Source organism: Streptomyces sp. HM190 (assembly GCF_009857135.1).
Lineage (GTDB): Bacteria > Actinomycetota > Actinomycetes > Streptomycetales > Streptomycetaceae > Streptomyces > Streptomyces heilongjiangensis.
In genome coordinates this window covers 5,899,425-5,926,338 of sequence record NZ_CP047318.1, presented here as the reverse complement: position 1 = coordinate 5,926,338, position 26,914 = coordinate 5,899,425, and the positions used below count along the sequence as shown (strand labels likewise).

22 protein-coding genes are annotated in these 26,914 nt (G+C 72.6%); 10 read left to right on the top strand and 12 right to left on the bottom strand.

The window, feature by feature from the left end; all coding sequences use genetic code 11:
• The first annotated feature begins 44 nt into the window (after nt 1–44).
• On the top strand, nt 45–1,259 hold the full coding sequence (locus GSY65_RS25435; RefSeq protein WP_159772995.1) for a C40 family peptidase: 1,215 nt from the start codon (nt 45–47) through the stop codon (nt 1,257–1,259).
• A 9-nt stretch (nt 1,260–1,268) separates the two neighbouring features.
• Here GSY65_RS25435 and GSY65_RS25430 read toward each other — a convergent pair whose 3' ends face one another.
• The 5 genes from GSY65_RS25430 to GSY65_RS25410 form a co-directional block, all read right to left on the bottom strand.
• Complete coding sequence (locus GSY65_RS25430; RefSeq protein WP_159772992.1) at nt 1,269–2,507, bottom strand: styrene monooxygenase/indole monooxygenase family protein; 1,239 nt, start codon at nt 2,505–2,507, stop codon at nt 1,269–1,271.
• A gap of 48 nt (nt 2,508–2,555) precedes the next feature.
• A complete protein-coding gene (locus GSY65_RS25425; RefSeq protein ID WP_236580251.1) occupies nt 2,556–3,179 on the bottom strand; it encodes a GTP-binding protein in 624 nt (207 codons plus the stop codon).
• 115 nt (nt 3,180–3,294) lie between these two features.
• A complete protein-coding gene (locus GSY65_RS25420; protein ID WP_159772986.1) occupies nt 3,295–3,795 on the bottom strand; it encodes a DUF742 domain-containing protein in 501 nt (166 codons plus the stop codon).
• The gene (locus tag GSY65_RS25415) at nt 3,792–4,304 is read right to left on the bottom strand and encodes a roadblock/LC7 domain-containing protein (protein ID WP_055518822.1); all 513 of its coding nucleotides are present in this window, start codon (nt 4,302–4,304) and stop codon (nt 3,792–3,794) included. The genes GSY65_RS25420 and GSY65_RS25415 overlap by 4 nt, the downstream gene beginning before the upstream one ends.
• A complete protein-coding gene (locus GSY65_RS25410) occupies nt 4,301–7,228 on the bottom strand; it encodes a nitrate- and nitrite sensing domain-containing protein (RefSeq protein ID WP_201452669.1) in 2,928 nt (975 codons plus the stop codon). Before GSY65_RS25410 ends, GSY65_RS25415 begins: the two co-directional genes overlap by 4 nt.
• A 358-nt stretch (nt 7,229–7,586) precedes the next feature.
• On the opposite strand from GSY65_RS25410, the gene GSY65_RS25405 reads away from it, so the two are divergent.
• The gene (locus GSY65_RS25405; protein ID WP_159772980.1) at nt 7,587–8,372 is read left to right on the top strand and encodes a protein phosphatase 2C domain-containing protein; all 786 of its coding nucleotides are present in this window, start codon (nt 7,587–7,589) and stop codon (nt 8,370–8,372) included.
• A 171-nt stretch (nt 8,373–8,543) separates the two neighbouring features.
• Here GSY65_RS25405 and GSY65_RS25400 read toward each other — a convergent pair whose 3' ends face one another.
• From GSY65_RS25400 to GSY65_RS25390, 3 genes are all read right to left on the bottom strand, one after another.
• Nucleotides 8,544–9,038 carry a MarR family winged helix-turn-helix transcriptional regulator gene (locus tag GSY65_RS25400; protein WP_159772977.1) on the bottom strand — a complete coding sequence of 165 codons (495 nt, stop codon included), beginning with the start codon at nt 9,036–9,038 and terminating at the stop codon, nt 8,544–8,546.
• Nucleotides 9,039–9,329: 291 nt separating this feature from the next.
• Nucleotides 9,330–11,732, bottom strand: a complete 2,403-nt coding sequence (lon, locus tag GSY65_RS25395; RefSeq protein ID WP_159772974.1) for an endopeptidase La — start codon at nt 11,730–11,732, stop codon at nt 9,330–9,332.
• Between the two features lie 203 nt (nt 11,733–11,935).
• Nucleotides 11,936–12,844: a rhomboid-like protein gene (locus GSY65_RS25390; RefSeq protein WP_236580043.1), complete on the bottom strand. Its 909-nt coding sequence runs from the start codon at nt 12,842–12,844 to the stop codon at nt 11,936–11,938.
• 296 nt (nt 12,845–13,140) lie between these two features.
• Between GSY65_RS25390 and GSY65_RS25385 the strand changes: the two genes are divergently transcribed.
• From GSY65_RS25385 to GSY65_RS25360, 6 genes are all read left to right on the top strand, one after another.
• Nucleotides 13,141–13,692, top strand: coding sequence for a hypothetical protein (locus GSY65_RS25385; RefSeq protein WP_201452668.1), 552 nt, complete (start codon nt 13,141–13,143; stop codon nt 13,690–13,692).
• Nucleotides 13,693–13,795: 103 nt separating this feature from the next.
• On the top strand, nt 13,796–14,470 hold the full coding sequence (locus GSY65_RS25380) for a spermidine synthase (protein WP_159772971.1): 675 nt from the start codon (nt 13,796–13,798) through the stop codon (nt 14,468–14,470).
• Between the two features lie 121 nt (nt 14,471–14,591).
• On the top strand, nt 14,592–15,329 hold the full coding sequence (locus tag GSY65_RS25375) for a response regulator transcription factor (RefSeq protein WP_055513578.1): 738 nt from the start codon (nt 14,592–14,594) through the stop codon (nt 15,327–15,329).
• Between the two features lie 57 nt (nt 15,330–15,386).
• Nucleotides 15,387–16,532, top strand: a complete 1,146-nt coding sequence (locus tag GSY65_RS25370; protein WP_159772968.1) for a HAMP domain-containing sensor histidine kinase — start codon at nt 15,387–15,389, stop codon at nt 16,530–16,532.
• Nucleotides 16,533–17,075: 543 nt separating this feature from the next.
• Entirely contained in the window at nt 17,076–20,870 is a 3,795-nt protein-coding gene (locus GSY65_RS25365; protein WP_159772965.1) for a multifunctional oxoglutarate decarboxylase/oxoglutarate dehydrogenase thiamine pyrophosphate-binding subunit/dihydrolipoyllysine-residue succinyltransferase subunit, read from the top strand.
• Nucleotides 20,871–20,957: 87 nt separating this feature from the next.
• Nucleotides 20,958–21,137 carry a DUF6104 family protein gene (locus GSY65_RS25360; protein ID WP_003992906.1) on the top strand — a complete coding sequence of 60 codons (180 nt, stop codon included), beginning with the start codon at nt 20,958–20,960 and terminating at the stop codon, nt 21,135–21,137.
• Nucleotides 21,138–21,317: 180 nt separating this feature from the next.
• On the opposite strand, the gene GSY65_RS25355 is transcribed toward GSY65_RS25360, so the two are convergent.
• Nucleotides 21,318–22,169: a hypothetical protein gene (locus GSY65_RS25355; RefSeq protein ID WP_159772962.1), complete on the bottom strand. Its 852-nt coding sequence runs from the start codon at nt 22,167–22,169 to the stop codon at nt 21,318–21,320.
• A 281-nt stretch (nt 22,170–22,450) separates the two neighbouring features.
• Between GSY65_RS25355 and GSY65_RS25350 the strand changes: the two genes are divergently transcribed.
• Nucleotides 22,451–23,638 carry a DUF4097 family beta strand repeat-containing protein gene (locus GSY65_RS25350; protein ID WP_159772959.1) on the top strand — a complete coding sequence of 396 codons (1,188 nt, stop codon included), beginning with the start codon at nt 22,451–22,453 and terminating at the stop codon, nt 23,636–23,638.
• Between the two features lies 1 nt (nt 23,639).
• On the top strand, nt 23,640–24,845 hold the full coding sequence (locus GSY65_RS25345; RefSeq protein ID WP_159772956.1) for a PadR family transcriptional regulator: 1,206 nt from the start codon (nt 23,640–23,642) through the stop codon (nt 24,843–24,845).
• Between the two features lie 55 nt (nt 24,846–24,900).
• Here the strand turns inward: GSY65_RS25345 and GSY65_RS25340 are convergent, their stop codons facing one another.
• The 3 genes from GSY65_RS25340 to GSY65_RS25330 form a co-directional block, all read right to left on the bottom strand.
• Nucleotides 24,901–25,548 (bottom strand): Clp protease N-terminal domain-containing protein, encoded by a 648-nt coding sequence (locus GSY65_RS25340; protein ID WP_159772953.1) that lies wholly within the window; start codon nt 25,546–25,548, stop codon nt 24,901–24,903.
• Nucleotides 25,548–25,757 (bottom strand): HTH domain-containing protein, encoded by a 210-nt coding sequence (locus tag GSY65_RS25335; RefSeq protein WP_159772950.1) that lies wholly within the window; start codon nt 25,755–25,757, stop codon nt 25,548–25,550. The genes GSY65_RS25340 and GSY65_RS25335 overlap by 1 nt, the downstream gene beginning before the upstream one ends.
• A gap of 112 nt (nt 25,758–25,869) precedes the next feature.
• Nucleotides 25,870–26,835 carry a zinc-binding dehydrogenase gene (locus tag GSY65_RS25330; protein ID WP_159772947.1) on the bottom strand — a complete coding sequence of 322 codons (966 nt, stop codon included), beginning with the start codon at nt 26,833–26,835 and terminating at the stop codon, nt 25,870–25,872.
• Nucleotides 26,836–26,914: the final 79 nt, after the last annotated feature.

The following is a 26,914-nucleotide window of genomic DNA, read 5'->3' as shown; positions in this document are numbered from 1 at the left end:
CCGGTGCGAGATGGACGGCCCATCCGCGCACCGGAGGTGATGACGTGTCAGGAAAGGTCCTGCGTCTGGTCCGTACGGCGACGGCCACGGCGGTCGCGGCCGGCACACTCCTCACGACGGCGTCCGTCCAGGCCGCGGCGGCCCCGCCGCCGGCGCCGCCGGTCGACTCGGCCGGACCCGCTCCCGACGGCGACACCGCGGTGCCCCCCGCCGCCGGCGACACCGCGGCCGGCGAGGGACGCTCGGTGGCCGCGCTGCTGGCCGACCTCCGGCGGCTGTTCCAGGAGGCGGAGGAGGCCACCGAGGCGTACAACGCCACCGAGGAGGAACTGCGCGAGCAGCGGGCGGAGGTCGCGCGTCTCGACCGGCGGCTCAGCGCGGCCCGGCTCTCCCTGCACGACAGCCGGGGCGCCGCGGGACGGCTGGCCCGCCAGCAGTACCAGAACAGCACCACCGACCTCTCCCCGTACGTGCGGCTGCTCCTCGCACGCGACCCGCACCGCGCGCTGGAGCAGGGCCATGTGATCGGCCAGGTCGCCCAGGAGCGCGCGCAGACCGTGGAACGGATGACCGGCAGCGAGCGGACGACGGACACGCTCGCCCGCCGGGCCCGCGCCGCGCTGGACCGCCGGCTCAGCCTCACCGAGCGCCGCCAGAAGGAACGGGACGCGGTGCGTGGCCGTCTCGGTGAGGTCGAGCGGCTCCTCGCCTCCCTCACCACCGAGCAGCTCGCCGGGATCGAGCGCCTGGACCGGGACACGACGGCCGAGGCCCAACGCAAGCTCGTCGCCTCCGGCGCGCTGAGTTCCGTGCGGCCGCCGACCCGTACCGGGGCGAAGGCGCTGCGCTACGCGGTCGCCCAGATCGGCAAGCCGTACAAGTGGGGAGCCGAGGGCCCGAAGGCGTACGACTGCTCGGGGCTGACCTCGCGTGCCTGGTCGCACGCCGGGCACCGCATCCCCCGCACCAGCCAGGCCCAGTGGGCGGGTCTCCCCCGCATCCCCCTGACCGAGCTGCGCCCCGGCGACCTGGTGCTGTACTTCCCGAAGGCCACCCATGTGGCGCTCTACCTGGGCAAGGGCCTGGTCGTGCAGGCGCCGCGCCCCGGCACCACCGTCAAGGTCTCCCCGATCGCCGCCAACCCCCTGCTCGGCGCCGTACGCCCCGACCCCGGGGCCAAACCCCTGAAACGCTTCGCCCTCCCGAAACTCCCGGGGACGGCGAAGAAGGGCCCTGACACGGGCTACGACACGCCGTGAGGGGTGCTGCTAGCCGCCCGCGACCTCCGAGAGGTACGCCTCGGTCTTCTCCGCCTCGAAGAAGTAGTTCTCGAAGTCCGCCGGGTCGTCGAAGCCGTTCGCGAAGCGGTCGGCCACGCGGGGCAGGGCGCCCGCCGCGCCGATGAGGGTCAGCACGTGCTCCGGCGGCTCCCCGAGCATCACGTTCGTCCACTTCGTCGCCGGACCCGCCGTCTGCGCCCAGAACCGTTCGAACGTGCGCCGCATCCACGCCTCGTCGAACTCCGCGTCGCCGTGGTCCAGGATGGCCCGCAGATAGGCCGCCGCGCACTTGGACGCCGTGTTGGCGCCCTGACCGGTGAGCGGATCGTTGGTCACGACCACGTCGGCGACGCCGAAGGCCAGCCCGCCGCCGGGCAGATGGGCCACCGGCTGCCGCACGACGGGGGTGTACCGGCCGGCCAGCACCCCGCCCGCGTCGGTGAGTTCGACGCGGCTGGTCCGCGCGTGCTCCCACGGGACGAACCGCTCCATGAGGTCCAGGGTCAGCGCGAGGTGCTCGGCCGGGTCGGTGACGCCCTGGAAGACGTCCACGGGGCCGCCGGGCACCCCCTCCCAGAAGAGCAGGTCCGCCCGTCCGGACGTGGTCAGCGTGGAGGTGACGAGGAGTTCACCGACGCCGGGCACCAGGTTGCAGCGCGCCACCTCGGTGTCGGGATGCTCGGGGCGGGGCCCCAGACCGTGCACGTACGCCGCCGCGAGGGAACGCTGCGGCCGGGTGAACGGCGAACGGGCGGCGTCACGGGCGAACATGGAGACCAGCTCGCCCTTGCCCGCGGCGACCAGGACCAGGTCGTAGACGCGGGCGAAGTAGTCGAGGTCGGAGACGGCCGCGCCGTGGATGACCAGTTGGCCGCCCCGCTGGGCGAACGTGTCCAGCCAGCCGGCCATCTTCACCCGCTGGTCGACGGACTGGGCGTACCCGTCGAGCCGCCCGACCCAGTCGACGAGGCGCTCGGCGCCGGGGCCGGAGACGGAGACGCCGATGCCCTCCATCCGCGGCGCCTGCGACTCCCAGAAGTTGAGTCCGAGGTCCCGCTCGTGCTGGAGGGCGGTGTGGAACATGCACTGCGTCGACATGACCCGCCCGTAGCGGATCTCGTCCGCCGTACGGTTGGACATCAGCGTGACCTCGTACCCGTGCGCCTGGAGGCCGAGGGCGAGCTGGAGCCCGGACTGGCCGGCTCCGACGACGAGTATCTTCCGCATCCGGACTGGTCTCCTACGCCTCTGTGTGCCCCGCGCGCCCCGCCTGGGCTACTCGGGGCTGACGGATATCGCGTGACCGCAGAGCGCGAGCAGGGTCTCCAGCACCGAGGCCCGGTCCCGCGCGTCCATGATCATGACAGGTACGTGAGCGGGCACGGTCAGCGCGTCCCGTACGTCCTCCGGCTCGTAGCGGTCGCTGTCGTCGAACTCGTTGACGGCGACGATGTAGGGCAGGCCGCAGCTCTCGAAGTAGTCGAGCGCGGGGAAGCAGTCGGTGAGGCGGCGGGTGTCGGCGAGGACGATGGCGCCGATCGCGCCGCGCACCAGGTCGTCCCACATGAACCAGAACCGCTCCTGGCCGGGCGTGCCGAACAGGTAGAGAACCAGGTCGTCGTCGAGGGTGATGCGGCCGTAGTCCATGGCCACGGTGGTGGTGATCTTCTCCGGGGTCGCGGAGAGGTCGTCCGTGGCGGCGCTGGCCTCGGTCATCAGAGCCTCGGTGCGCAGCGGGGTGATCTCGGAGACCGCGCCGACGAGGGTGGTCTTGCCGACACCGAAGCCGCCCGCCACCACGATCTTGGTGGCGATGGGGGCGCGGGACAGGTCGGCCTGCCAGGGTTTCAGGTCCTCCTCGGGCTCCGGCTCGTACCGGGGCACGGGCACCCCGGCCAGGCGGTCGAGACCGCGGGAGGCGGCCCGGGCGAAGCCGCCGGGCCGGGGGGCGTCGACGGTGACGCCCGGGGTGACACCGGGCGAGGCGTCGGGGGTGACGCCAGGCGAGGCGGCGTCAGAGACGGCGGAGTCCACTCAGCACCCTTTCCAGCAGAGCGCGGTCCGGCTGTCCCGGGCCGTGACCTGTTCCGTACACACGGATCTTTCCCTGGTCCGCGAGATCGCTGAGGAGGACGCGGACCACGCCGAGCGGCATCTTGAGCAGCGCGGCGATCTCGGCCACCGTCCGCATACGGCGGCAGAGTTCGACGATGGCCCGCATCTCGGGCATCACCTTGCCGGTGAGGGATCCTCCCCCGCTCCCCGACGGGTGGGCGGTGGCCCCGTCCGGCTCCGGCCGGTCGGCCGGGGCTTCGAGGACGGCGACGAAGGTCTCGACGTGGAGCACATGCCCGAAGCGGGTGCGGCCGCCCGTCAGGGAGTAGGGGCGTACGCGGGCGGGTTTGCGGTCCCCGCCGCGTACCGGGAGCCTTTTGTGAGGGCTCCGCTGCGGGCCCGGCTTCCGCGCCGAGCCCGGCTTGGGGGCGCGCGCCCTCGTCTTCTTGGCGCCGCTCATCGCCTGCTCCCGGCCGCCTCGATCTCCTCGGCCTCCAGGGACTTGCGCAGTTCGCTGCGGAGTTCGGGCGTGAGGACGTGTCCGGCACGGCCGACGAAGAGGGCCATGTGGTAAGCCACCACGCTCATGTCGCAGTCCGGGGAGCCGTGGACGCCGAGCAGCGAGCCGTCGCTGATCGACATCACGAAGAGGCTGCCCTCGTCCATCGCGACCATCGTCTGCTTGACCCCGCCGAACTCCATCAGCTTGGCGGCGCCGATGGTGAGGCTGCCGATGCCGGAGACGATGGTGGCGAGGTCGGCGGCGGAGCCGCGGGGGCCCTGGGGCCGTTCTCCCTGGGCCTCGCGGGCCTCGGCGTTGCGGCCGGGGTCGGAGGAGAGCAGGAGCAGACCGTCGGAGGAGACCACCGCGACCGACAGCAGTCCCGGCACCTCCTCGACGAGGTTGGTCAGCAGCCAGTGCAGGTTGCGGGCTTCACTGCTCAAGCCGAAGGTACTGGGCGCGGTCAACTGCTTGCCTCCTCGGAAGTGCCCCCCGTGGTGTCAACTGCCTCTGTCCGGTACTCCTGTGGCTCGGGTGCCCGTGTCTCGCCCGACTGCTCGGCGATCTCCGCCTCGACGTCACGGCGTCCCTCCCTGGCCCCCTGGTGGAACCCGCCCAGGCGACGCCTGAGCTCCTCGGCGTTCACGCCCCCCGCACGCGGCTTGGGGGCCGTGGGCACGGGCGCGGTGATCCTGGGCGTGCGCTTGGGCAGGCCCTTGTCGGTGAGGCGCGGGGCCTTCGCCGAGGTGCGCGCCGCGTCCCCCTCGTCGGCGGCGCGCTCATGGGTGTCGGGGCCGACGCCGTACGGGTCGTCGGTGTCCTCGTCGGCGGCCGGCTCCGGGGCCACGGGAGCGAACAGCTCCATGGTGGTCTCGGAGACGGACTCCGTCGGGGCCGCCGGCGCGTCCTCCCGTACGTCGTCGTCCTCGTCGTCCCCGGCCGGGTCCGCGTTCCCCGCGCGGGCGGCCGTGTCCGTGTCCGTGGTCGCGTCCGTGGTCGCGTCCGTGTCCGTGGTCGCGTCCCCGTCCGGGGCGGGTGCGGTGTCCTCGTCGTCCGCCGCGTCGGCCCCGTTCCCCGCGTGGGTGGTGTCGGCGGCGTCCCGGGTGAGCAGCGCGCGTTCCGCGGCCTCGATCAGCGGGTCGCCGTCGCCCTCGGGCTCGCGGACGGTGACGGTGCGGGCGGGCAGGGCGCCGTCGTTGGTCTCGGCGGCGATGCCGGGCAGCGACAGCACGGGCCCCGCGGCGGGTGGCGGCCCGGCGGCGGGCGGGGCCGGTGTCGTGGCCAGCAGCGACGTGGGCAGGACGACGACCGCGGCGGTGCCGCCCGGCGTCTGCTCCTGCAGCCGGACGCGGGTGCCGAGCCGGTGGGCGAGGCGGGCCACGACGTAGAGGCCGAGGCCGAGGCCCTCGCCGTCCTCCTGGTCGTAGGGGGCCTCGGGGTCGAAGTCGGTGAGGCGGGCGTTGAGTTTGGCGAGCCGGTCGGCGGGGATGCCGATGCCGCCGTCCTGGACGGTGACGGTGACCTCGCCGTTCTCCATCAGCCAGCCGGAGACCTCGACGCTCGTCTCCGGCGGCGAGAACGTCGTGCCGTTCTCCAGGAGTTCGGCGAGGAGGTGGCTGAGGTCGTCGGCGGCGAACCCGGCGATGTGCGCGCTCGGCGGCAGCGCGGCGATGCGGACCCGCTCGTAGCGCTCGATCTCGCTGACCGCGGCGCGGACCACGTCGACGAGTGGGACGGCTCCGGCGTGGTGCTGGACGTGCTCGTGGCCGGCGAGGACCAGGAGGTTCTCGCTGTGACGGCGCATGACGGTCGCGAAGTGGTCGAGCTTGAAGAGGGTGGCGAGCCGGTCGGGGTCCTGCTCGCGCTCCTCCAGCGACTCGATGACGGCGAGCTGCCGTTCGACGAGGCCGAGGGTGCGCAACGCGAGGTTGACGAACGTGCCGTTGATGCTGTGCTGGATCCTGCCCAGGTGGGCTCCGGCCTCGGCGAGTTCGGCGCGCAGCCGGTCGCGTTCGTCGGCCATGGTCTGACGCTGGCCGATGAGGTGCTTGCGGTCGCCCTCCAGGGGCGCGAGCCGCTCGTGCAGGGCGAGGGCGTGCGCGTGGAGCGCGTTGACGGAGCGCACGACCTGGGCGAACTCGTCGTTGCGGCCGGTGAACTTGACGGGTTCCTCGGCCAGGGGGTCGCCGGCGACGCGGGCGGAGCCGATGCGCAGCACCGCGAGCGGGCGGGTCAGCGAGCGGGCCATGCCGGTGGCGACACCGACGGCGAGGAGCATCAGCGCGCCGAGGAGGGCGACCCGGATCTCCAGCGCGGTGACGTCGTCGTCGCGCAGTTGGGCGAGGTCCTTGGTGCGCCGGTCGTAGAGGGAGGACTCGGCGCCGCGCATCAGGTCGACGCGGGCGGAGAGCGCGGCGTCGACCTTGGCGGCGCTGGTGGTCTTCTCGTCGTCGGCGAGGGAGGGCTGGTCGGTGAGGCGCGCGAGGTACTTCTCGGCGGTGTCGGCCTCGGGGCCGGTGACCGTGGCGTCGTACGAGGAGCGGGCGGTGGTGGGCGCGGTCTCGCGGAAGTGGGCGAGGGCGGCGTCGGAGCGGACGCGGGCCTGCTGGGCGGCGGCGCCGAGGGCGTCGCGCATCTTGTCGTCGGCGGCGGTGGAGCCGGTCGTGGTGGTGGGCAGCCCGGTGGCCGGATCGATGACGGTCTGCGTGGTCCGCGGAACGCTCAGCGCGGCGACGAGGAGGCCACGGGCGGCGGCGGCCTGCTGGACGGCGGTGTCGAGTTCGGCGAGGGCGTACGCCCCGCGGCCCGCTCGGGGCGGAATCCGCTGGGCGAGCTCCTCGGCGAGGGAGTGGAGTTCGGTGACGACGGCGGTGTACGCCTGGTGCGCCTCGAGAGCGGTGCTCGTGCCGGACAGCGCCGCCTTCCGTACGGCGGCGATAGTGCGGATGTCCTGGCGCAGCGCGGCGGAGGTGTCGCTGTCGGCGCTCAGCTCCGCGACCTGGCGGTCGACGCGGTCGGTGGGCTGCTCGTCGGGGGCGGCCGACCCGGGCCGCCCGGCGGCGATGTACGCGGTGACCTCGTCGCGCTCGTCGGCCAGCGCGTGGGCGAGGGTGAGGGTCTCCTGGGTCTGCTCGGCGAGCGTGACCAGGGACTGGGTGTCGTGCAGTTGCGCCGAGGCGGCGAGCACCGAGGGCGATCCGGCGCCCGCGATGGCGGCGGCCACCACGGCCACGGCGATGATGAGCCGGTTGCGTACGTGCGCCTTGCGCCCGGTGCCGACGGTGGGGGCCTGCTGCGCCGTCCCCTGCTGGTTCGGGGAGGCCGCGGAGGCCTTCGAAGCTGCCTTCTTGCCTGCGCGCCGAGGCCGCGTCTTCTGCACCGGTGCTCGCATTCCTGACTCGTGTACCCATGGGCCCGGGTGACGTTCCGTCAACGTGTGAGCGTCCCCCCGGTACGGCTCCCGACCCTCCCAGTGCCGGTGGGTGGTGGGTCCGCATCATCAGTCCCGCCACCCGAAGGAGTGAACATCGCCGGGGAGTTGGCGGGCAAGTTCCACCGGCTCGTGCCGATGCCCCGGACGGTCGGCCGGTTGGACGTCGGCGACGGGCTTTGGCAGTATTCGCCGCCGCGCTTCCCCACATGCGATCATTCCATGCCAAACCCGGCGCCCGGCCTGGAGGGTGCGGGTCGCACGGCGACCATTGTCGGCCTTTCGCGGATCTTGTGGAGGGCTCGTGCAGACTGGCCGAATGCGTACGGAACTCGTCTCCGAGCCCGGCCATGCCGCCCGCCCCAACGAGGACTTCGCGTCGGTCGCGCTTCCCGCCGGGGGACAGGGCGGTGCCGTGGTCCTCCTCGACGGCGTGACGCCGCCGCCCCCCTCCTACGGCTGTCGACATTCGGTCGCATGGTTCACCTCCCGTCTCGGTGGCGCACTGACCGAACTGTCCCTTTCGGAACGGGATTCACCGCTGACCGCCGTCCTTTCACAGGCCATCACTCGTACCGCTCGGGCGCACGCTCAAACCTGTGACCTTTCTCACCCGAGGACCCCACAGGCCACAGTGGTTCTGGCGCGGTGGTCGGAGGAGACGCTGGAGTACCTGGTGCTCTCCGACTCCGCGCTGCTGTTCGAGGGGCAGGACGGCCTGGTGACCACGGTGCTGGACGACCGTCTGTCCCGGCTCCCGCGCGCCTTCCTCGCCACGGCCGCGATCGCCGACTCCACGGTCCGCAACAAGGAGGGCGGCTTCTGGACTGCGGCGGCCGATCCGGCCGTGGCGGCGCGGGCCGTGACGGGGGCCGTCCCGCGCGAACGGGTGCGGTCCCTGGCCGCCCTGACCGACGGGGCGACCCGCTGGGTGGACATGTTCCGCGAGGGCGGCTGGGAGGACTGCTTCACGTATCTGCGCAAGGAGGGCGCGGCCGCCCTGGTGGAGCGGGTACGGGACCTGGAGGACGCCGACACCGAACGCCGCTTCCTCGGCCGGGCGAAGACCCACGACGACGCGAGCGTGGTGTACGCGGAGCTGTGAGCGGGTCAGGCGCAGGCGTCCGGTCTCGGTCAGGGGTGCATTACGGTGGGGCACGAGGGCCTTTCGGTCAGGTGCAGACGTCGCAATCCACACCGAACCGGAAGGCCCTCACCTGTTCAAGATCCCTCAGCCGAGAACCTCACCCGCCCACAGCCTCCCGGGACAGAACACCTAGCCCTCGCCGCCCCGGTTCAGCTGGTGCAGGAGCCGCGCGAGTTGGGCGACCTCGTCCCGGTCCCAGTCGGCCAGCTGGCGTACGTACGCCACGCGCCGGGCGTCCCGCACCGCGCGGAACCGCGCCCGCCCCTCGTCCGTGAGGTGGACGAGCCAGGCACGACCGTCGGCGGGGTCGGGTTCGCGGGCGATGAGGCCGAGGTGTTCGAGGGCGCGCAGCTGCCGGGACATGGTGGCCTTGCCGACGCCGATGTACGCGGCGAGTTCCGTGGCGCGCAGCCGGCCCGTCTCGTCGAGCCGCGCAAGAAGGCCGTACGCGGCGGACTCCAGGTCCGGGTGGACCGCGCGGGCCATCTCGCCGGACGTGGCGCGGGCACGCCGCAGCAGGACCGTCAGTTCCCGCTCCAGCGCGAGGAACGCCTGGTCCATGCCGCTGGTCGGCATCCCGGGCCCGTCGTCGCCCCGGCCGCCGTTTCCGCCCTCGTCCTGCACGTCAGCGCTCCTGATCCCGGTTCCGCGTCGCCGAGGAGTCGGCGACGGTCCTTGCCGCTTGCGGACCGCCGTCGCGGGCGGCGCCGTCAGTATTCCGCAGGTGAGGGGTGAGGCGGACCGCCGGGAACGCGCGTGGCACGGGTGGCGCCCGCGGCCGGGCGCCGAAAAGGGAGAGGCCCGGGCCTCCCTCACGGGACCCGGGCCTTCCCTCGTCCGGCGGATGTCCGTCACGTCACCGCCGGAGTCTCGCGGGGCCGCCCGTGTGCCGGGCGGCCGTACCGCCGTGCGGCGTCAGGCGGCCGCCGGGACCGCCACCTCCGCGGGGGCGAGGGCCAGTTCCAGAACCTGGCGGACGTCGGTGACGGCGTGGACCTCCAGCTTGTCGAGGACCTCGGCGGGGACGTCGTCCAGGTCGGGCTCGTTGCGCTTGGGGATGATCACCGTGGTGACCCCGGCCCGGTGCGCGGCGAGCAGCTTCTGCTTGACGCCGCCGATGGGCAGGACCCGCCCGGTGAGCGAGACCTCACCGGTCATCGCGACGTCCGTGCGGACCAGCCGTCCGGACAGCAGCGAGGCCAGGGCCGTCGTCATGGTGACACCGGCGCTCGGTCCGTCCTTGGGCACCGCGCCCGCCGGGAAGTGGATGTGCACGCCCCGGTCCTTCAGGTCGGCGACGGGCAGTTCCAGTTCGGCACCGTGCGAGCGCAGGAAGGAGAGCGCGATCTGCGCGGACTCCTTCATCACGTCGCCCAGCTGCCCGGTGAGCGTCAGTCCCGCCGCGCCCGTCTCGGGGTCGGCGAGCGACGCCTCGACGTAGAGGACGTCGCCGCCGGCGCCGGTGACCGCGAGCCCCGTCGCCACGCCGGGAACGGCGGTGCGCCGCTCCGCCGGGTCCTGGGCGGACTCGGGCACGTGGTGCGGGCGCCCGATCAGGGCGCGCAGGTCGGCGTCGGTGACGGTGAACGGCAGCTCCCGCTCGCCCAGTTCGTGCTGGGCGGCCACCTTGCGCAGCAGCCGGGCGACCGACCGCTCCAGGTTCCGCACCCCCGCCTCGCGGGTGTACTCCCCGGCGAGCTTGCGCAGCGCGCTCTCGTCGAGGGTGACCTCGTCGGCGTCGAGGCCGGCCCGCTCCAGCTGCCGCGGCACCAGGTGGTCCCGGGCGATGACGACCTTCTCGTCCTCCGTGTAGCCGTCCAGCCGGACCAGTTCCATCCGGTCGAGCAGCGCCTCGGGGATGGCTTCGAGGACGTTCGCCGTGGCGAGGAAGACGACGTCGCTCAGGTCCAGCTCGACCTCCAGGTAGTGGTCCCGGAAGGTGTGGTTCTGCGCGGGGTCGAGCACTTCGAGCAGCGCCGCGGCCGGGTCGCCCCGGAAGTCGGAGCCGACCTTGTCGATCTCGTCGAGCAGGACGACGGGGTTCATCGAGCCCGCCTCCTTGATGGCGCGGACGATACGGCCGGGCAGCGCGCCCACGTAGGTGCGCCGGTGGCCGCGGATCTCCGCCTCGTCCCGTACGCCGCCGAGGGCGACCCGGACGAACTTGCGGCCCATGGCGTGCGCCACGGACTCGCCGAGGCTGGTCTTGCCGACGCCGGGCGGCCCGACGAGGGCGAGCACGGCACCGCCGCGCCGGCCGCCGACCACGCCGAGCCCGCGGTCGGAGCGCCGCTTGCGCACGGCGAGGTACTCGGTGATGCGTTCCTTCACGTCCTCCAGACCGGCGTGCTCGGCGTCCAGGACGCCCTTCGCGCCCTGGATGTCGTACGCGTCCTCGGTCCGTTCGTTCCAGGGCAGTTCGAGCACGGTGTCGAGCCAGGTGCGGATCCAGCTGCCCTCGGGGGACTGGTCGCTGGACCGCTCCAGCTTGTCGACCTCCTTGAGCGCGGCCTCCCGGACCTTCTCGGGCAGGTCGGCGGCCTCGACCCGGGCGCGGTAGTCGTCGGACTCCTCGCCCTCCTGTTCGCCGTTCAGCTCGCGCAGTTCCTTGCGGACGGCTTCGAGCTGGCGCCGCAGCAGGAACTCACGCTGCTGCTTGTCGACGCCCTCCTGGACGTCCTTGGCGATGGTCTCGGCGACGTCCTGCTCGGCGAGGTGGTCGCGGAGCTGCTGGGTGGCGAGCTTCAGCCGGGCGACCGGGTCGTCCGTCTCCAGCAGCCGCAGCTTCTGCTCGGTCGTCAGGAACGGCGAGTAGCCGGAGTTGTCGGCCAGCGCGGAGACGTCGTCGATCGCCTGCACCCGGTCCACGACCTGCCAGGCGCCGCGCTTGCGCAGCCAGCTGCTGGCCAGCGCCTTGTACTCGGTGACCAGTTCGGCGACATGGCCGGGCAGCGGCTCCGGCACGCTCTCCTCGATCCGGGTGCCCTCGACCCACAGCGCGGCCCCGGGCCCGGTGGTCCCGGCCCCGATCTTCACCCGGCCGCGCCCCCGGATCAGCGCGCCGGGGTCGCCGTCGGCCAGCCGGCCCACCTGCTCGACGGTGCCGAGCACACCCGTGCCCGCGTACGCGCCGTCGATCCGCGGCACCAGCAGCACCCTCGGCTTGCCGCGTTCCGCCCGCGCCGCCGCCTGCGCGGCCTCCACCGCGGCCCGTACATCCGTGTCACTGAGGTCCAGCGGCACCACCATGCCGGGCAGCACGACCTCGTCGTCGAGCGGCAGTACGGGCAGGGTGAGCGGTGCGGACATCGAAGCCATGATCTCTCCCTCGGCATTCAAGTTGAGCTATGCCGACTCAATGCACATGAGTCCCCGGATGTTCCCGGGAAGCCGGATCGTTCGCTGTGAGCGATCAGGGGCGGCCCGGCCGCGCGGGCCCGGGGCCCCGGAAGGCCTGGTCCGCGCGACGGGCCCGTGCCGGACGGCTCGGGCCGTCCGCGGCCGGATCGGCCCGCAAACAGTCAGACAGCGGCCTTCGCCGGAGACGCCGGGGGCGGGGCCGGGGGCGCAACCGCCTCACGGGCCGCCGCGTGCCGCCACCGCCGCGCCCACGGCCACGTGGCCACCCCGATCCCGAGGGCGATCAGATGCCCCCAGTTCGTCATCGGGTCCGTGAACGCCATCAGGTCGTCCAGGAGCATCCAGCCGAAGGCGAGCAGCAGCGGCAGGCGGGACCACCAGGGCAGCAGGCCGGCCAGCGCGCCCACGCTCGCCGCCACGCCGAAGCTGATCCCGTGGTCGAGGCGGTGCAGGGAGCTGCCGGGCAGCTCGCCGGCCAGCACGGCGAGACCGACCGGGACCTCGGTGGCGAGGGTGGCCAGGACGTGCCCCAGCAGGAAGACGGCGGCCGTCCGGCGGCCGCCGATCCGGCGTTCCAGCGCGGTCAGCACCAGCACGAGGCCCAGCACGTACGGCGACGCCACCCCGCCGGCGATCCACAGCGCGCTCCCCACGAGCACCGGCACGCGGGCGCTCGCGAGGTGCGCCACGTCCGTGCTGAAGCCCTGGTGGAGGGCGTGGACGACGGTCGGGTCCGCGTACTCGGTGACGAGCGAGGTCACCACCAGGACGGCCAGGTACCAGAAGGTGAAGGGCGTGCCGGTGGGGGTGGGGAACAGCCGCCACGGGCGCGGGAGGGAGCCGGGGGCGGCGGTGCGGGCGGGGCGCGCCCGGCGTTCGGGGACGGCCGGGCCACGGGGACTCCGGGACGCCGGGGGCCGGACCTGTTCGCGACCGGACCCTGACCGGCCGTCCCCTCCCCCGCCCCGTTCCGGCGTCGCCGCGCCCGGCTGGCGCGGGATTCCGTCCAGGAACGGCCCGGCGGCCGGCGGTTTCCCGTCGGTCCGGTCCGGCCCTGCCCCGGTCTCCACGCCGTCCACGATGAAGCGCCACCTCCGTTTCGCTCCACTTTCGACATCCCGGCACGCGCTGTCTGTGACCTGCGCCACCTTCACGGGGACTCGGGCGCCGACCGGTTCGGCGGCGAGGGGTGCCCCGACGTCGTCGTGGAGCTGGTGGGTTCCGGCCGGATCGCGGAGGAGCGGATCGATGCCTCCGTACGCCGGTTGCTGCGCGAGAAGTTCCGGCTCGGCCTCTTCGACAGGCGCTACGTCGACCCGGACCGGTCGAATGGCGCTACGTCGACCCGGACCGGGCCGAGGAGACCGTGGGCGCGTCCGGGTTCACCGCCCTCGGCGCCGCCGTGCAGCGCCCCTCCCTCACGATCCTCACCAACCGCTCCCTGCTGCCCCTCACCGACCGCCCGGACCTCTCCGTCGACGGCGTCGGCGTGCAGACGGCGTCCCCGTACGGCGACGTCGTCGCCGATCCGGCCCACGCCGATGTCCCCGTAAAGCGGTTGCGGGCACCGCACGGCGAACAGCCCGGCCAGGCCGAGCCGTTCCTCCCCCCGGCACGCGGCGAGAAACGGCTGCGGGAGGTCCTCGCACTACCGGACGGCGTGCCCAACGTCGTCTGCGTGAACCTGGAACGACCCGCCGTACTCCCGGAGATCGCGGCGAGGGCCGCCGCGCTCGTCGCCGGCCACGGGGCGTCCGACACGGCGTTGCCCGACGTGGCCTTCGGCCGGGCACGAGCCGAAGGGCGCCTCCCCTTCGAACTCCGGTACCCCACGGTCCCGGTGGAGGCGTCCCCGCCGGACGTACCGAACGGCGCCGAAGCCACCCTCTTCCCGTGCGGGCACGGCCTGGAGATCTGAACGACGCCCCGTCGCGACGGGCCGACGCTCCGCACACGCCGAGCCCCGGTGGGGCCGTCGTCATTCAGCCGCCGTCGCGCGCGGGACGGGTGAAGATGGGGGGATGACCACCATCGACGTCCCCGAAGTCATCGACCGGCGCGAGGGCCCCTACGGCGAGGTAGTCCTGCGGCGGCACGGGGAGCTGTTGCAGATCATCGCCAACGGGTGCTTCCTGATGGACACTTCCGACGGGCGCTCGGAGCGGCTGCTGGTCGACGCCGCCCTCGACGCCCTGACCGGACGCTTTCAGCCGAGCGTGCTCATCGGCGGCCTGGGAGTCGGCTTCTCGCTCGCACACGCCGCCGCGAACCCGGACTGGGGCGCGATCACCGTCGTGGAACGCGAACCGGCCGTCATCGACTGGCACCGTGCGGGACCCCTCGCCGCACTGTCCGCGGAGGCGCTCGCCGACCCGCGGACCCAGATCGTGGAAGCCGACCTCGTCGCGTACCTCGACGAGACGTGCGCCACGTTCGACGCGCTCTGCCTGGACATCGACAACGGGCCCGACTGGACCGTCTCCGACAGCAACGAAAACCTGTACTCACCGGCCGGATTGGCAAGCTGCGCAAGGGTGTTGAACCCAGGCGGCGTTCTGGCCGTGTGGTCGGCGCGGCCGTCACCGGAATTCGAGGAAACCTTGGGGAATGCCGGGTTCCATCAGGTGCGTACCGAAGAGATCCCCGTTGCCCGAGGCGTTCCGGACGTGGTGCACCTCGCGGTCCGACCTGGATAGCCCTGGCGTGGTGACTGCCCGTACCCTGCTTGCCTGGCGCCGATCATTCAAGCGTCAATCGCAGTCATGCGCAGTCAAGGGATCACCCCACGGATTCCGGAAAGCAACTCAGGGGCGGGCGATGGAGCAGACACACACCTCCCACAACGGCACGACGGCGACCCCGGGCGCGCAGCGCCGGGTGCTCGTGGTCGAGGACGACCCGACGATCGTCGACGCCATCGCGGCCCGCCTGCGCGCCGAGGGTTTCGTCGTACAGACCGCGTCCGACGGCCCGGCGGCCGTGGACACGGCGGAGGCGTGGCAGCCCGACCTGCTGATCCTCGACATCATGCTGCCCGGCTTCGACGGCCTGGAGGTGTGCAGGCGCGTCCAGGCCCAGCGGCCGGTCCCCGTGCTGATGCTCACCGCGCGGGACGACGAGACGGACATGCTGGTCGGGCTCGGCGTCGGCGCCGACGACTACATGACCAAGCCGTTCTCCATGCGTGAACTGGCCGCGCGCGTCCACGTGCTGCTGCGCCGGGTGGAGCGGGCGGCGCTCGCCGCCACCACCCCGCGCTCGGGCATCCTGCGCCTCGGCGAGCTGGAGATCGACCACGCGCAGCGCCGCGTCCGGGTGCGCAGCGAGGACGTCCACCTCACTCCCACCGAGTTCGACCTGCTCGTGTGTCTCGCGAACACGCCGCGTGCCGTACTCTCGCGCGAACAGCTGCTCGCCGAGGTCTGGGACTGGGCGGACGCGTCCGGGACGCGCACCGTCGACAGCCACATCAAGGCGCTGCGGCGGAAGATCGGCGCGGAGCGGATCCGCACGGTGCACGGCGTCGGGTACGCCCTGGAGACCCCGACCCCCTGAGCCGCGCCCGCATCGCGCGCTTCGTTACTCGCGTAGGCACAGGGGACTGGTGGCGATATGAGCGGAGTCGGCGACCCACGGCCGGGGAGCCTCGGTGACGCGCAGTCACGGAAGGTCGCGGGACCGCTGGGCGGTCTGCGTCCCTTCTCGATCAAGACGAAACTGGGCACGCTCGTCGTCGTCTCCGTCCTGATCACCACGGGTCTGTCGATGATCGCCGTGCACACCAAGACGGAGCTGCGCTTCATCACGGTGTTCTCGATGATCGCCACACTGCTGATTACGCAGTTCGTGGCGCATTCGCTCACCGCTCCGCTCGACGAGATGAACGCGGTCGCCCGGTCCATCTCGCGCGGCGACTACACCCGGCGGGTCAGCGAGAACCGCCGGGACGAACTCGGCGACCTCGCCCACACGATCAACCTGATGGCCGACGAGCTGGAGGCCCAGGACCGGCAGCGCAAGGAGCTCGTGGCGAACGTCTCCCACGAGCTCCGCACGCCGATCGCGGGCCTGAGGGCGGTGCTGGAGAACATCGTGGACGGCATCGCGACCGCCGACCCCGAGACGATGCGGACGGCGCTGAAGCAGACGGAGCGGCTGGGCCGGCTGGTCGAGACGCTGCTGGACCTCTCCCGCCTCGACCACGGCGTGGTCCCGCTGCGCAAGCGCCGTTTCGAGGTGTGGCCGTACCTCTCCGGGGTCCTCAAGGAGACCCAGATGGTCGCCAGCGCGCGCGGGGGCATGACCTCCGGGTCCGGCAGCCACACCCGCAAGGACGTCCACCTCCACCTCGACGTCCACCCTCCGGAGCTGACCGCGCACGCCGACCCCGAGCGCATCCACCAGGTGGTCGCCAACCTCATCGACAACGCGGTCAAGCACAGCCCCCCGCACGGCCGTGTCACCGTCAAGGCCCGCCGCGGGTCCACGCCAGAGTCCCTGACCCTCGAAGTGCAGGACGAGGGCCCCGGCATCCCGGAGTCCGAGTGGCACCGCGTCTTCGAACGCTTCAACCGCGGCGCGGTGAGCCGTCCGCACGGCCCCGGCAGCGACGGTGGCACCGGTCTCGGCCTGGCCATCGCCCGTTGGGCGGTCGACCTGCACGGGGGCCGCATCGGGGTCGCCGAGTCCCCCAAGGGCTGCCGCATCCAGGTGGCCCTGCCGGGAGCGCCGCCGCCCGCACGCTCACCCCAGGCGTAGGGCTCCGCCGCGGAAGGGTTCGGGGCCCCGAGAGGTGGTCGGCCGGCCGCGTCGCCTTCGTGGTCGTTCGCCACCGCGCGACCGCGGACGCCCCCGTACCGGCCGCCTCCGGATCACGGGGTCCGGGCGACGGCCCCGATGCCCGCTACCCACCGAGCCATGGCTGAATCCCCTTCCCCCTTGCCAGATTTCGCTCACCCTCCCAGGGCTTACTTCTCTGCCAAGTTGACGTAAAGTTCGAACCGGAGCCACAAGATCCACGCTCGATCCGCGTCGACGGACACGTGTGATCAGGTGCGTTCAGCCGGTCGGCCGCGCGTTCATCGCCGCAGGCCCCGCCCGACGCATGTCCGATCTGTGCTCACCGCCCCCATTCCGGACCGGAACCCCGCTTGTTTCCCGCCATTTCCAGCCCCGAAACGCGCTTTCCGATGTGACTTACGCGACGATGAAGGGGCTCGACCTGACCTTCCCGGCCACGGGGGCGTAGCCTTTATTCCCGCTGTCCATCACCTTGTGAAGCGGAAGAGGGCGGTTGCCGCCGTGTCGCCACAGTCCCCCAGTAACTCGAGCATCTCGACCGACGCAGACCAAGCGGGTAAGAACCCCGCCGCGGCCTTCGGTCCCAACGAATGGCTCGTCGACGAGATCTATCAGCAGTACCTCCAGGACCCGAATTCGGTAGACCGAGCCTGGTGGGACTTCTTCGCCGACTACAAGCCGGGGGCTGCCGCCGCCCCGGCTCCGGCGGGTAGTGCGGCCCCGGGGGCCCCAGCGGCCACCACACCCGCGGCACCCGCCGCTCCGGCCCAGGCCGCCCCCGCGGCTCCGGCCGCCCCCGCCGCGGCCGCGCCGAAGCCCGCCGCCGCCCCGGCCCCGGCGAAGCCCGCGGCCGCCGCGCCCGCCAAGCCGGCCGCCGCCCCCGCGAAGCAGGCCGCGCCGGCCGCTCCCGCCGACGGCCCGGAGCTGATCACGCTGCGCGGCCCCGCCGCCGCCGTCGCGAAGAACATGAACGCGTCGCTGGAGCTGCCCACGGCCACGTCCGTGCGCGCCGTGCCGGTGAAGCTGCTCTTCGACAACCGCATCGTCATCAACAACCACCTGAAGCGCGCCCGGGGCGGGAAGATCTCCTTCACGCACCTGATCGGCTACGCGATGGTGCAGGCCATCAAGGCGATGCCGTCGATGAACTGGTCCTTCGGCGAGAAGGACGGCAAGCCGACGCTCGTCAAGCCGCCGCACGTCAACCTCGGTCTCGCCATCGACCTGGTCAAGCCGAACGGCGACCGCCAGCTCGTCGTCGCGGCGATCAAGAAGGCCGAGACGCTGAACTTCTTCGAGTTCTGGCAGGCATACGAGGACATCGTCCGCCGCGCCCGCGACGGCAAGCTGACGATGGACGACTTCACCGGTGTCACGGTCTCCCTGACCAACCCCGGCGGCCTCGGCACCGTCCACTCCGTGCCGCGTCTGATGCCCGGCCAGTCCGTGATCATGGGCGTCGGCTCCATGGACTACCCGGCCGAGTTCCAGGGCACGAGCCAGGACACCCTGAACAAGCTCGGCATCTCGAAGGTCATGACGCTCACGTCGACCTACGACCACCGGGTGATCCAGGGCGCCGCCTCCGGCGAGTTCCTCCGCCAGGTCGCGAACCTGCTGCTCGGCGAGAACGGCTTCTACGACGACATCTTCGAGGCCCTGCGCATCCCCTACGAGCCGGTCCGCTGGCTCAAGGACATCGACGCCAGCCACGACGACGACGTCACCAAGGCCGCCCGCGTCTTCGAGCTGATCCACTCCTACCGGGTCCGCGGCCACGTCATGGCCGACACCGACCCGCTGGAGTACCGCCAGCGCAAGCACCCCGACCTCGACATCACCGAGCACGGGCTCACCCTGTGGGACCTGGAGCGCGAGTTCGCGGTCGGCGGCTTCGCCGGCAAGTCCCTGATGAAGCTCCGCGACATCCTCGGCGTCCTGCGTGACTCGTACTGCCGTACGACCGGCATCGAGTTCATGCACATCCAGGACCCGAAGCAGCGCAAGTGGATCCAGGACCGCATCGAGCGCCCGCACACCAAGCCGGAGCGCGAGGAGCAGCTGCGCATCCTGCGCCGCCTGAACGCGGCGGAGGCCTTCGAGACCTTCCTGCAGACGAAGTACGTCGGCCAGAAGCGCTTCTCCCTGGAGGGCGGCGAGTCCGTCATCCCGCTGCTCGACGCGGTCATCGACAGCGCGGCCGAGTCGCGCCTGGACGAGGTCGTCATCGGCATGGCCCACCGCGGCCGCCTCAACGTCCTCGCGAACATCGTCGGCAAGTCGTACGCGCAGATCTTCCGCGAGTTCGAGGGCAACCTCGACCCGAAGTCGATGCACGGCTCCGGCGACGTGAAGTACCACCTGGGCGCCGAGGGCACCTTCACCGGCCTCGACGGCGAGCAGATCAAGGTCTCCCTGGTCGCGAACCCCTCGCACCTGGAGGCGGTGGACCCGGTCCTGGAGGGCGTCGCCCGCGCCAAGCAGGACATCATCAACAAGGGCGGCACGGACTTCACCGTCCTGCCGGTCGCCCTCCACGGCGACGCGGCCTTCGCGGGCCAGGGCGTGGTGGCCGAGACCCTGAACATGTCGCAGCTGCGCGGCTACCGCACCGGCGGCACGGTCCACATCGTCATCAACAACCAGGTCGGCTTCACCGCGGCCCCCGAGTCCTCCCGCTCGTCGATGTACGCGACGGACGTGGCGAGGATGATCGAGGCCCCGATCTTCCACGTGAACGGCGACGACCCGGAGGCCGTGGTCCGCGTCGCGCGGCTCGCCTTCGAGTTCCGCCAGGCGTTCAACAAGGACGTGGTGATCGACCTCATCTGCTACCGCCGCCGCGGTCACAACGAGTCGGACAACCCGGCCTTCACCCAGCCGCTGATGTACGACCTCATCGACAAGAAGCGCTCGGTGCGCAAGCTCTACACCGAGTCCCTCATCGGTCGCGGCGACATCACCCTGGAAGAGGCCGAGCAGGCGCTGCAGGACTACCAGGGCCAGCTGGAGAAGGTCTTCACCGAGGTCCGCGAGGCGACGTCGCAGCCGGCGTCCGCCCCGTCCCACGACCCGCAGGACGGCTTCCCCGTCGCGGTGAACACCGCGATCACGGCCGAGGTCGTCAAGCGCATCGCCGAGTCCCAGGTCAACGTCCCGGACCACATCACCGCCCACCCGCGTCTGCTGCCGCAGCTCCAGCGCCGGGCGTCGATGGTCGAGGACGGCACGATCGACTGGGGCATGGGCGAGACCCTCGCGGTCGGCTCCCTCCTGCTGGAGGGCACCCCGGTCCGCCTCGCCGGCCAGGACTCGCAGCGCGGCACCTTCGGCCAGCGTCACGCGGTGATCATCGACCGTGAGACGGGCGAGGAGTTCACGCCGCTGATGTACCTCTCCGAGGACCAGGCGCGCCTGAACGTCTACAACTCGCTCCTGTCCGAGTACGCGGCGATGGGCTTCGAGTACGGCTACTCGCTGGCCCGTCCCGACGCGCTCGTGATGTGGGAGGCGCAGTTCGGCGACTTCGTCAACGGCGCCCAGACGGTCGTGGACGAGTTCATCTCCTCCGCCGAGCAGAAGTGGGCGCAGACCTCCGGCGTCGTCCTGCTCCTCCCGCACGGCTACGAGGGCCAGGGCCCGGACCACTCCTCGGCCCGTCCCGAGCGGTTCCTGCAGCTCTGCGCGCAGAACAACATGACGGTCGCCATGCCGACCCTCCCGTCGAACTACTTCCACCTCCTGCGGTGGCAGGTGCACAACCCGCACCACAAGCCGCTGGTGGTCTTCACCCCGAAGTCGATGCTGCGCCTGAAGGCCGCCGCGTCGAAGGCGGAGGAGTTCACGACGGGCGGGTTCCGTCCGGTCATCGGAGACGACTCGGTCGACCCGGCCGCCGTCAAGAAGGTCGTGTTCTGCGCCGGCAAGGTCTACTACGACCTGGAGGCCGAGCGGCAGAAGCGCGGCGCCACGGACCCCGCGGCCGCCGAGACGGCGATCATCCGCCTGGAGCGCCTCTACCCGCTGCCGGGTGCCGAGGTCCAGGCGGAGATCAAGAAGTACCCGAACGCCGAGAAGTACCTGTGGGCCCAGGAGGAGCCGGCGAACCAGGGCGCGTGGCCCTTCATCGCCCTCAACCTGATCGACCACCTGGACCTGGCGGTCGGCGCCGACGTCCCGCACGGCGAGCGTCTGCGCCGCATCTCCCGCCCGCACAGCTCGTCCCCCGCCGTGGGGTCGGCCAAGCGGCACCAGGCGGAGCAGGAGCAGCTCGTGCGTGAGGTGTTCGAGGCGTAGGCACCCTCGACGGCATCCGTACGCGGCCGGGCCGCACCCCTTCCGAGGGGTGCGGCCCGGCCGTTTTCCCGCACTTATCCTTGACCCATGTACTTCACGGACCGTGGCATCGAGGAACTGGAGAAGCGGCGCGGCGAGGAGGAGGTCACCTTCGAGTGGCTCGCCGAGCAGCTGCGGACCTTCGTCGACCTGAACCCGGACTTCGAGGTGCCGGTGGAGCGGCTGGCGACCTGGCTGGCGCGACTGGACGACGAGGACGACGAGTAGGTCGCGTCGCGGGCGGGGGCGATCGCTGGGGCCCGTCAGCCGGCTGGGCCCCTGCGGGGCCGGAGACGGTCACGGAGCGCGTGGGCTGACGCGGGGCGCGCGGGCTGACGCGGGGCGCGCGGCGTCACTCGCGGGGCACGGGGTCGGTCACGGGCGTGGGGTCAGTCGCGACGCGTGGGGTCAGTCGCGGGGGCGGGAGAGGTCGTACATCAGGCCGAGGGCGCCGTGGGCGACCAGGAGGGCGCCCGCCGCCGTCCAGCCGCCGCTGCGGCGGCGCAGGCCCCAGGCCGTCAGGGGCAGGCCCGCGAGGAGCTGCGCGGTGGCGAGCGCGCGGGCCCGTGACGTGCCCGCCCAGGGCAGCCAGGGGCCGAGACGGCCGCGTTCGAGCGCGTCGAGTTCCATGCGGACGGCTCCGCGCCAGCCGGTCCATTCGATGCGCTGGGCGTCGGGCTGGACGCGGGCGACCTCCCGGAGGCGGTCCGCGGGTTCACCCGGCGTGAGACCGGGCGGGAGGGCCAGACCGGCCCGGGCGAGGACCCCGAGCAGGCCCAGCAGACGGGCGCGCGCGTCCGCCGCGGGGTCGGTCTTCGTGAGGTCGTACAGGGGCTGCGCGTCGAGGACCGGGTCGAGGCCCAGCCGCGCGGCGAACGTGCGCATCGCCTCGTCCTCGCCGACCGGGGTGCCGTTGGCGAGCCATACGTAGCCGACGGTGCGGCGGAAGCCCGCGGCCAGGGTGTAGCCGCTGCGGTCCGCGTCCCACCACAGGGCCAGGACGGGCCAGGGAGCGCCGACCGCGAGCGCGGTGGCCCAGCCGGTCAGGACCCGGTCGACCGGCTCCAGTCCCTGCAGCCAGGGCTTCCCCTCGGGCACGAGGGCGCTCCACTCGGGGCCGGCCGAGGTGAGCAGCATGCGCTCCCCGAGCAGCTGCGCCACGGGGGCGACGGATTCCCGGTCCGCGCGGCAGAGCAGCAGCGCGCCGGCCGCGGGCGCGGGTCGGGGGCGCGGGGATCCCGGTGTGCTTTCCGTCGGCATGACCCCACGCTAGGGCGATTTGCCCAGGTTCATCCTGCGGGATCGCCAGAACGGGTGTCTTGACTTCCACCGGGCGCGATATATCGTGAATGACGTGAGACGCGATATGGCGCGTTGCACTGTCCGGTTCGGTCCGCCTCTGCCATGGGCTTCGCCTGTCGTGCGATCCGGCCGCCGCGAGGGTTCTTCTCCCGCGAGGCCGGTCCGCGACGAGGTCGCTCCGTCGCGAGGTGGACCGAGGTGGTCCGTCATGAGGTGGGCTTGTCATTGGGGGTCAGCACATGTCCAAGTGGTCCGTCGCCGAGCCACGCAAGCTCACGTTCGACGAGCCGGTGAGGGCGCTCCAGGTGCGCGTCGTCAACGGAACGGTGAACGTCGTGGGCACCGACGAGAGTTCCGCCCGTCTGGAGGTGTCGGACCTGCAGGGTCCGCCCCTGACGGTGACGCAGAAGGACGGCACGCTGACCGTGGCGTACGACGACCTGCCGTGGAAGGGCTTCCTGAAATGGCTCGACCGCAAGGGCTGGCGCCGTACCGCGCTGGTCTCCCTCGCCGTTCCGGCGGGCACCCGTGTCGAGGTGGGCGCGGTCGGCGCCACGGCCGTCATCTCGGGGGTGGCCGGGCGGACGGAGGTGAAGGGCGTCTCCGGCGACACCACTCTGGTGGGCCTGTCGGGACCGGTCCGGGCGACGACGGTCTCGGGGAACGTGGAGGCGCAGGCCCTCACCGGGGAGCTCCGCCTCAGCTCCGTCTCCGGTGACCTGACCGTCATCGAGGGGTCCTGCCCCACCCTCAAGGCCGACTCGGTGAGCGGCTCGATCATCCTCGACCTCGACCCGGTGGGCGGCCCGACCGAGGTCGGTCTCACCAGCGTCTCCGGTGAGATCGCCATCCGCCTCCCCCACCCCGCCGACGCCGAGATCGAGGCCAACACGGCCAGCGGCACCATCTCCAACGCCTTCGACGACCTCCGCGTCAGCGGTCCCTGGGGCGCCCACAAGATCACCGGCCGCCTCGGCAAGGGGAACGGGCGGCTGAAGGCCACGACCGTCTCCGGTTCCATCGCGCTCCTGAGCAGACCACCGGCGGAGGACGAGCCCTGGGACGAGGCCGAGAACACCGACGAGGGGGGCGGCCCCTCCGGGACGGCCGGCACCGATTGCAGGGCCGACGGATCGGTGAGCGCGGACGCCGGCGCGGGCGTATCGACGGGCGCCGGTACGGGCGTACCGGCGGACGGTGGCGCGGACGCGGACGTGGCTGAGGCCGTGCCGGACACCCCGCCGACCGACCCGTCCGACGCCGTGCCCGACAATGCGACTGCCGATACCGCCGCCGGACCGTCCGCGACCTCAGCGGGCCACCAGGTCCCCGACGGCGACGGCACCACCGGCTCCCCGTCCGGCTCCCCCTCCGGCGGCCCGGCCGATGGCACGCGCCCCAGCACGACCGACAAGAAGGTGCTCTGACATGCCTCCCGTCTTCGCCCACGGACGCCTGCGGTTGTATCTGCTGAAGCTGCTGGACGAGGCCCCGCGCCACGGTTACGAGGTGATCCGGCTGCTGGAGGAACGCTTCCAGGGCCTGTACGCGCCCTCCGCCGGCACCGTCTACCCCCGCCTCGCCAAGCTGGAGGCGGAGGGCCTGGTCACCCACACCACCGAGGGCGGCCGGAAGGTGTACGCGATCACCGACGCGGGCCGGGCCGAACTCGCCGACCGCAGCGGGGAGCTGGCCGACCTGGAGCTGGAGATCCGCGAGTCGGTGGCGGAGCTGGCCGCCGAGATCCGGGCCGACGTACGGGGCGCGGCGGGCGACCTGCGCCGCGAGATGCGGGCGGCGGCCTCCGCGGCACGCCGGGCGCCGGGCGCCGGCACCGGGGAGCACGGACCGCTCGGGGAGTTCGGCGCCCCTGCCGACAACGAGGCGTGGCGCGCGGCGAAGGAGGAGATGCGCCGCGTCAAGCAGGAGTGGAAGGAGCAGGCCCGGCGCGCCAAGGACGAGAGCCGCCGCGCCCGCGAGGAGGCCCAGCGGGCCCGCCGCCAGGCAAGGGAGGCCCAGGAGCGGGCGCGCACCCAGGCCCAGGAGGAGCTCCAGCGCATCGCCAAGCGGGTCCAGGACCACGTCCAGGACCACTTCTCCCGCGGTGACTGGCCGACCGGGGTCCGCGAGGGACTGACGGAACTGGCCAAGGAGTTCGGCGAGTTCGGGAAGGACTTCGGAAAGGAGTTCGGCAAGGACCTGGGCTTCGGACGCACGGGCACGGAGTCCTGCCCGGACGCGGCGGGCGCGACGGGCCCCCGCGCGGGAGCCGGTACGGCGCCGGGCGGGCCCGGGAGGGCGACGGAGGCGGAGACGGCCGGTACGGGCACGCGGTCCGGCCCGGGCGACGACGTGAGCGCGGGTGCGGCGAGAGGCGGCTCCGGCGTAGGGGAGCCGGACTACTCGACCACACCCGAGGACTTCCCGGGCGCCTATGAACCCTCCTGGGTGCACGAGGCGCCCACGGGCGACCCGGCCCGCGATCTCGACCGGCTCCTGGACCGCTTCCGCGACGACATCCGCGACGCGGCCCGCGACCACGGGGTGACGGAGGACCAGCTCCGTGACGCCCGCCGCCACCTGTCGACGGCGGCGGCCCGCATCGGAGCGGCGCTGCGGGCGGTCAAGGGGTAGCGGCCAAGGGGAGAACGGGAGGCCCTCGCCCGCGCGGCGGGGCCCCTCCCCCGCGTCAGCTCGCCCTGGCCTCCCCCGCCCCGTCCAGCACGCGTTCCAGGGACGCGTAGGTCACTCCGTGGTCGGCGAGGACCTCCGCGGCGACACCGGGGCGGGTGGTGAGGGCGAGCAGCAGGTGCTCGTCGCCGATGTGGCGGTCGCGGTGGGACTGGGCGACGCGGAGGGAGCGGGTGAGCACGTCCTTGGCGTCGCGGGTGAGGGGCCGGTGACCCGAGCGTCGAGCCCGCGCGCTCCTGCCGCCTCGCCCACCGCCTCCGCCACGCTCGGCACCGCTCTCGATACCGCTGTCGGCGCCACGGGCTGCGCCGTCGTCGTCCCGGCGCAGCCCCGGCTCCAACGCGCCCCTCCCATGGGCCTCCTCGACGCGGGAGACGATCTGCGCGAGGTCGATACCGAGGTCGGACAGGGCGTCGGCGCGGGTGAGGCCGCCCCTACGGCGGGCGTCGGCGAGGGCCTGTACGACGGGGCCACGGTCGTCGGCCAGGCCCAGCGAGGCGAGGGCGAACGCGGCACGGCTGGCCCGGCGGTCCGGCAGGGCGAGCAGCAGGTGCTCCTCGGTCACCTTGTCGGCGCTGGAGCGTTCCGCGTGGCCGCCCGCGCCGAGGACCACGGCACGGGCATCCTTCGTGAACCGTTCGAACATCAATGCCTCCCGTACTTCTTGTGCACGGCCTGTCTGCTCACACCGAGTTCCTTGGCGATCTCCTGCCACGACCAGCCCTGCCGGCGCGCGCTGCGCACCTGCACCGACTCCAGTTGCTCCAGCAGCCGGCGCAGCGCGGCGACGGCCCGCAACCCGATCCGGGGGTCGCGGTCGCCGGCCCGCTCGGCGAGATCCGTTGCTTCGGTCATGCCGTCAACTTAAGTTGACACAGGGCGGCTGTGAACGTTGATTGACATGACGACGGCCGGCCCGGGGAACCGGGCCGGCCGTGGTGACGCTCGTTCAGCAGGAGCGAGACCGTCAGGAGTTGGTGAGCACGATCTTGCCGAAGAGGTCGCCGGACTCCAGGCGCTCGAAGCCCTCTCGGGCGCGGTCGAGGGGCAGCACCTCGTCGATGACGGGGCGGACACCGGTCGCGGCGCAGAAGGAGAGGAGGTCCTCCAGCTCGTCCTTGGTGCCCATGGTGGAGCCGACGACCTTGAGTTCGAGGAAGAAGATGCGGGTGAGTTCGGCGTGGGAGGGGCGGTCACCACTGGTGGCACCGGAGATGACGAGCGTGCCGCCGGGGCGGAGCGACTTCACCGAGTGGGACCAGGTGGCGGCGCCGACGGTCTCGATGACCGCGTCGACGCGCTGCGGCAGTCGCGCACCCGACTCCAGCGCCTCGACCGCGCCGAGTTCCAGGGCCCGCTTGCGCTTGGCCTCGTCGCGGCTGGTGGCGAAGACACGCAGGCCGGCCGCCTTGCCGAGCACGATCGCGGCGGTGGCGACACCACCGCCCGCACCCTGGACGAGCACGGAGTCGCCCGGACGGACGCCGGCGTTGGTGAACAGCATGCGGTAGGCGGTCAGCCAGGCGGTGGGCAGACAGGCGGCCTCCGCGAAGGAGAGTTCCGCGGGCTTGGGGAGGACGTTCCAGGTGGGGACGGTGACCAGCTCGGCGAAGGTGCCCTGGTAGCGCTCGGTGAGGATCGAGCGGGGCTCCTCGGGGCCGACACCGTGGCCGCTCTGTCCGATCACCGAGTGCAGGACGACCTCGTTGCCGTCCTCGTCGACACCGGCGGCGTCACAGCCGAGGATCATGGGCAGCTTGTCCTCGGCCAGACCGACGCCGCGCAGGGACCACAGGTCGTGGTGGTTCAGCGAGGCGGCCTTCACCTTGACGGTCGTCCAGCCGGGCCTGGACTCAGGGGCCGGGCGGTCGCCCAACTCCAGTCCGTTGAGCGGGTTGTCACGGTCGATACGGGCGGCGTAGGCAGCGAACATGGGCCCGACCATAGGTGTACGCAGCACCCGAGGGAACCGCACAAGGCTGTGACACGCGTCCCGCGGAGGTCTGCGCCCA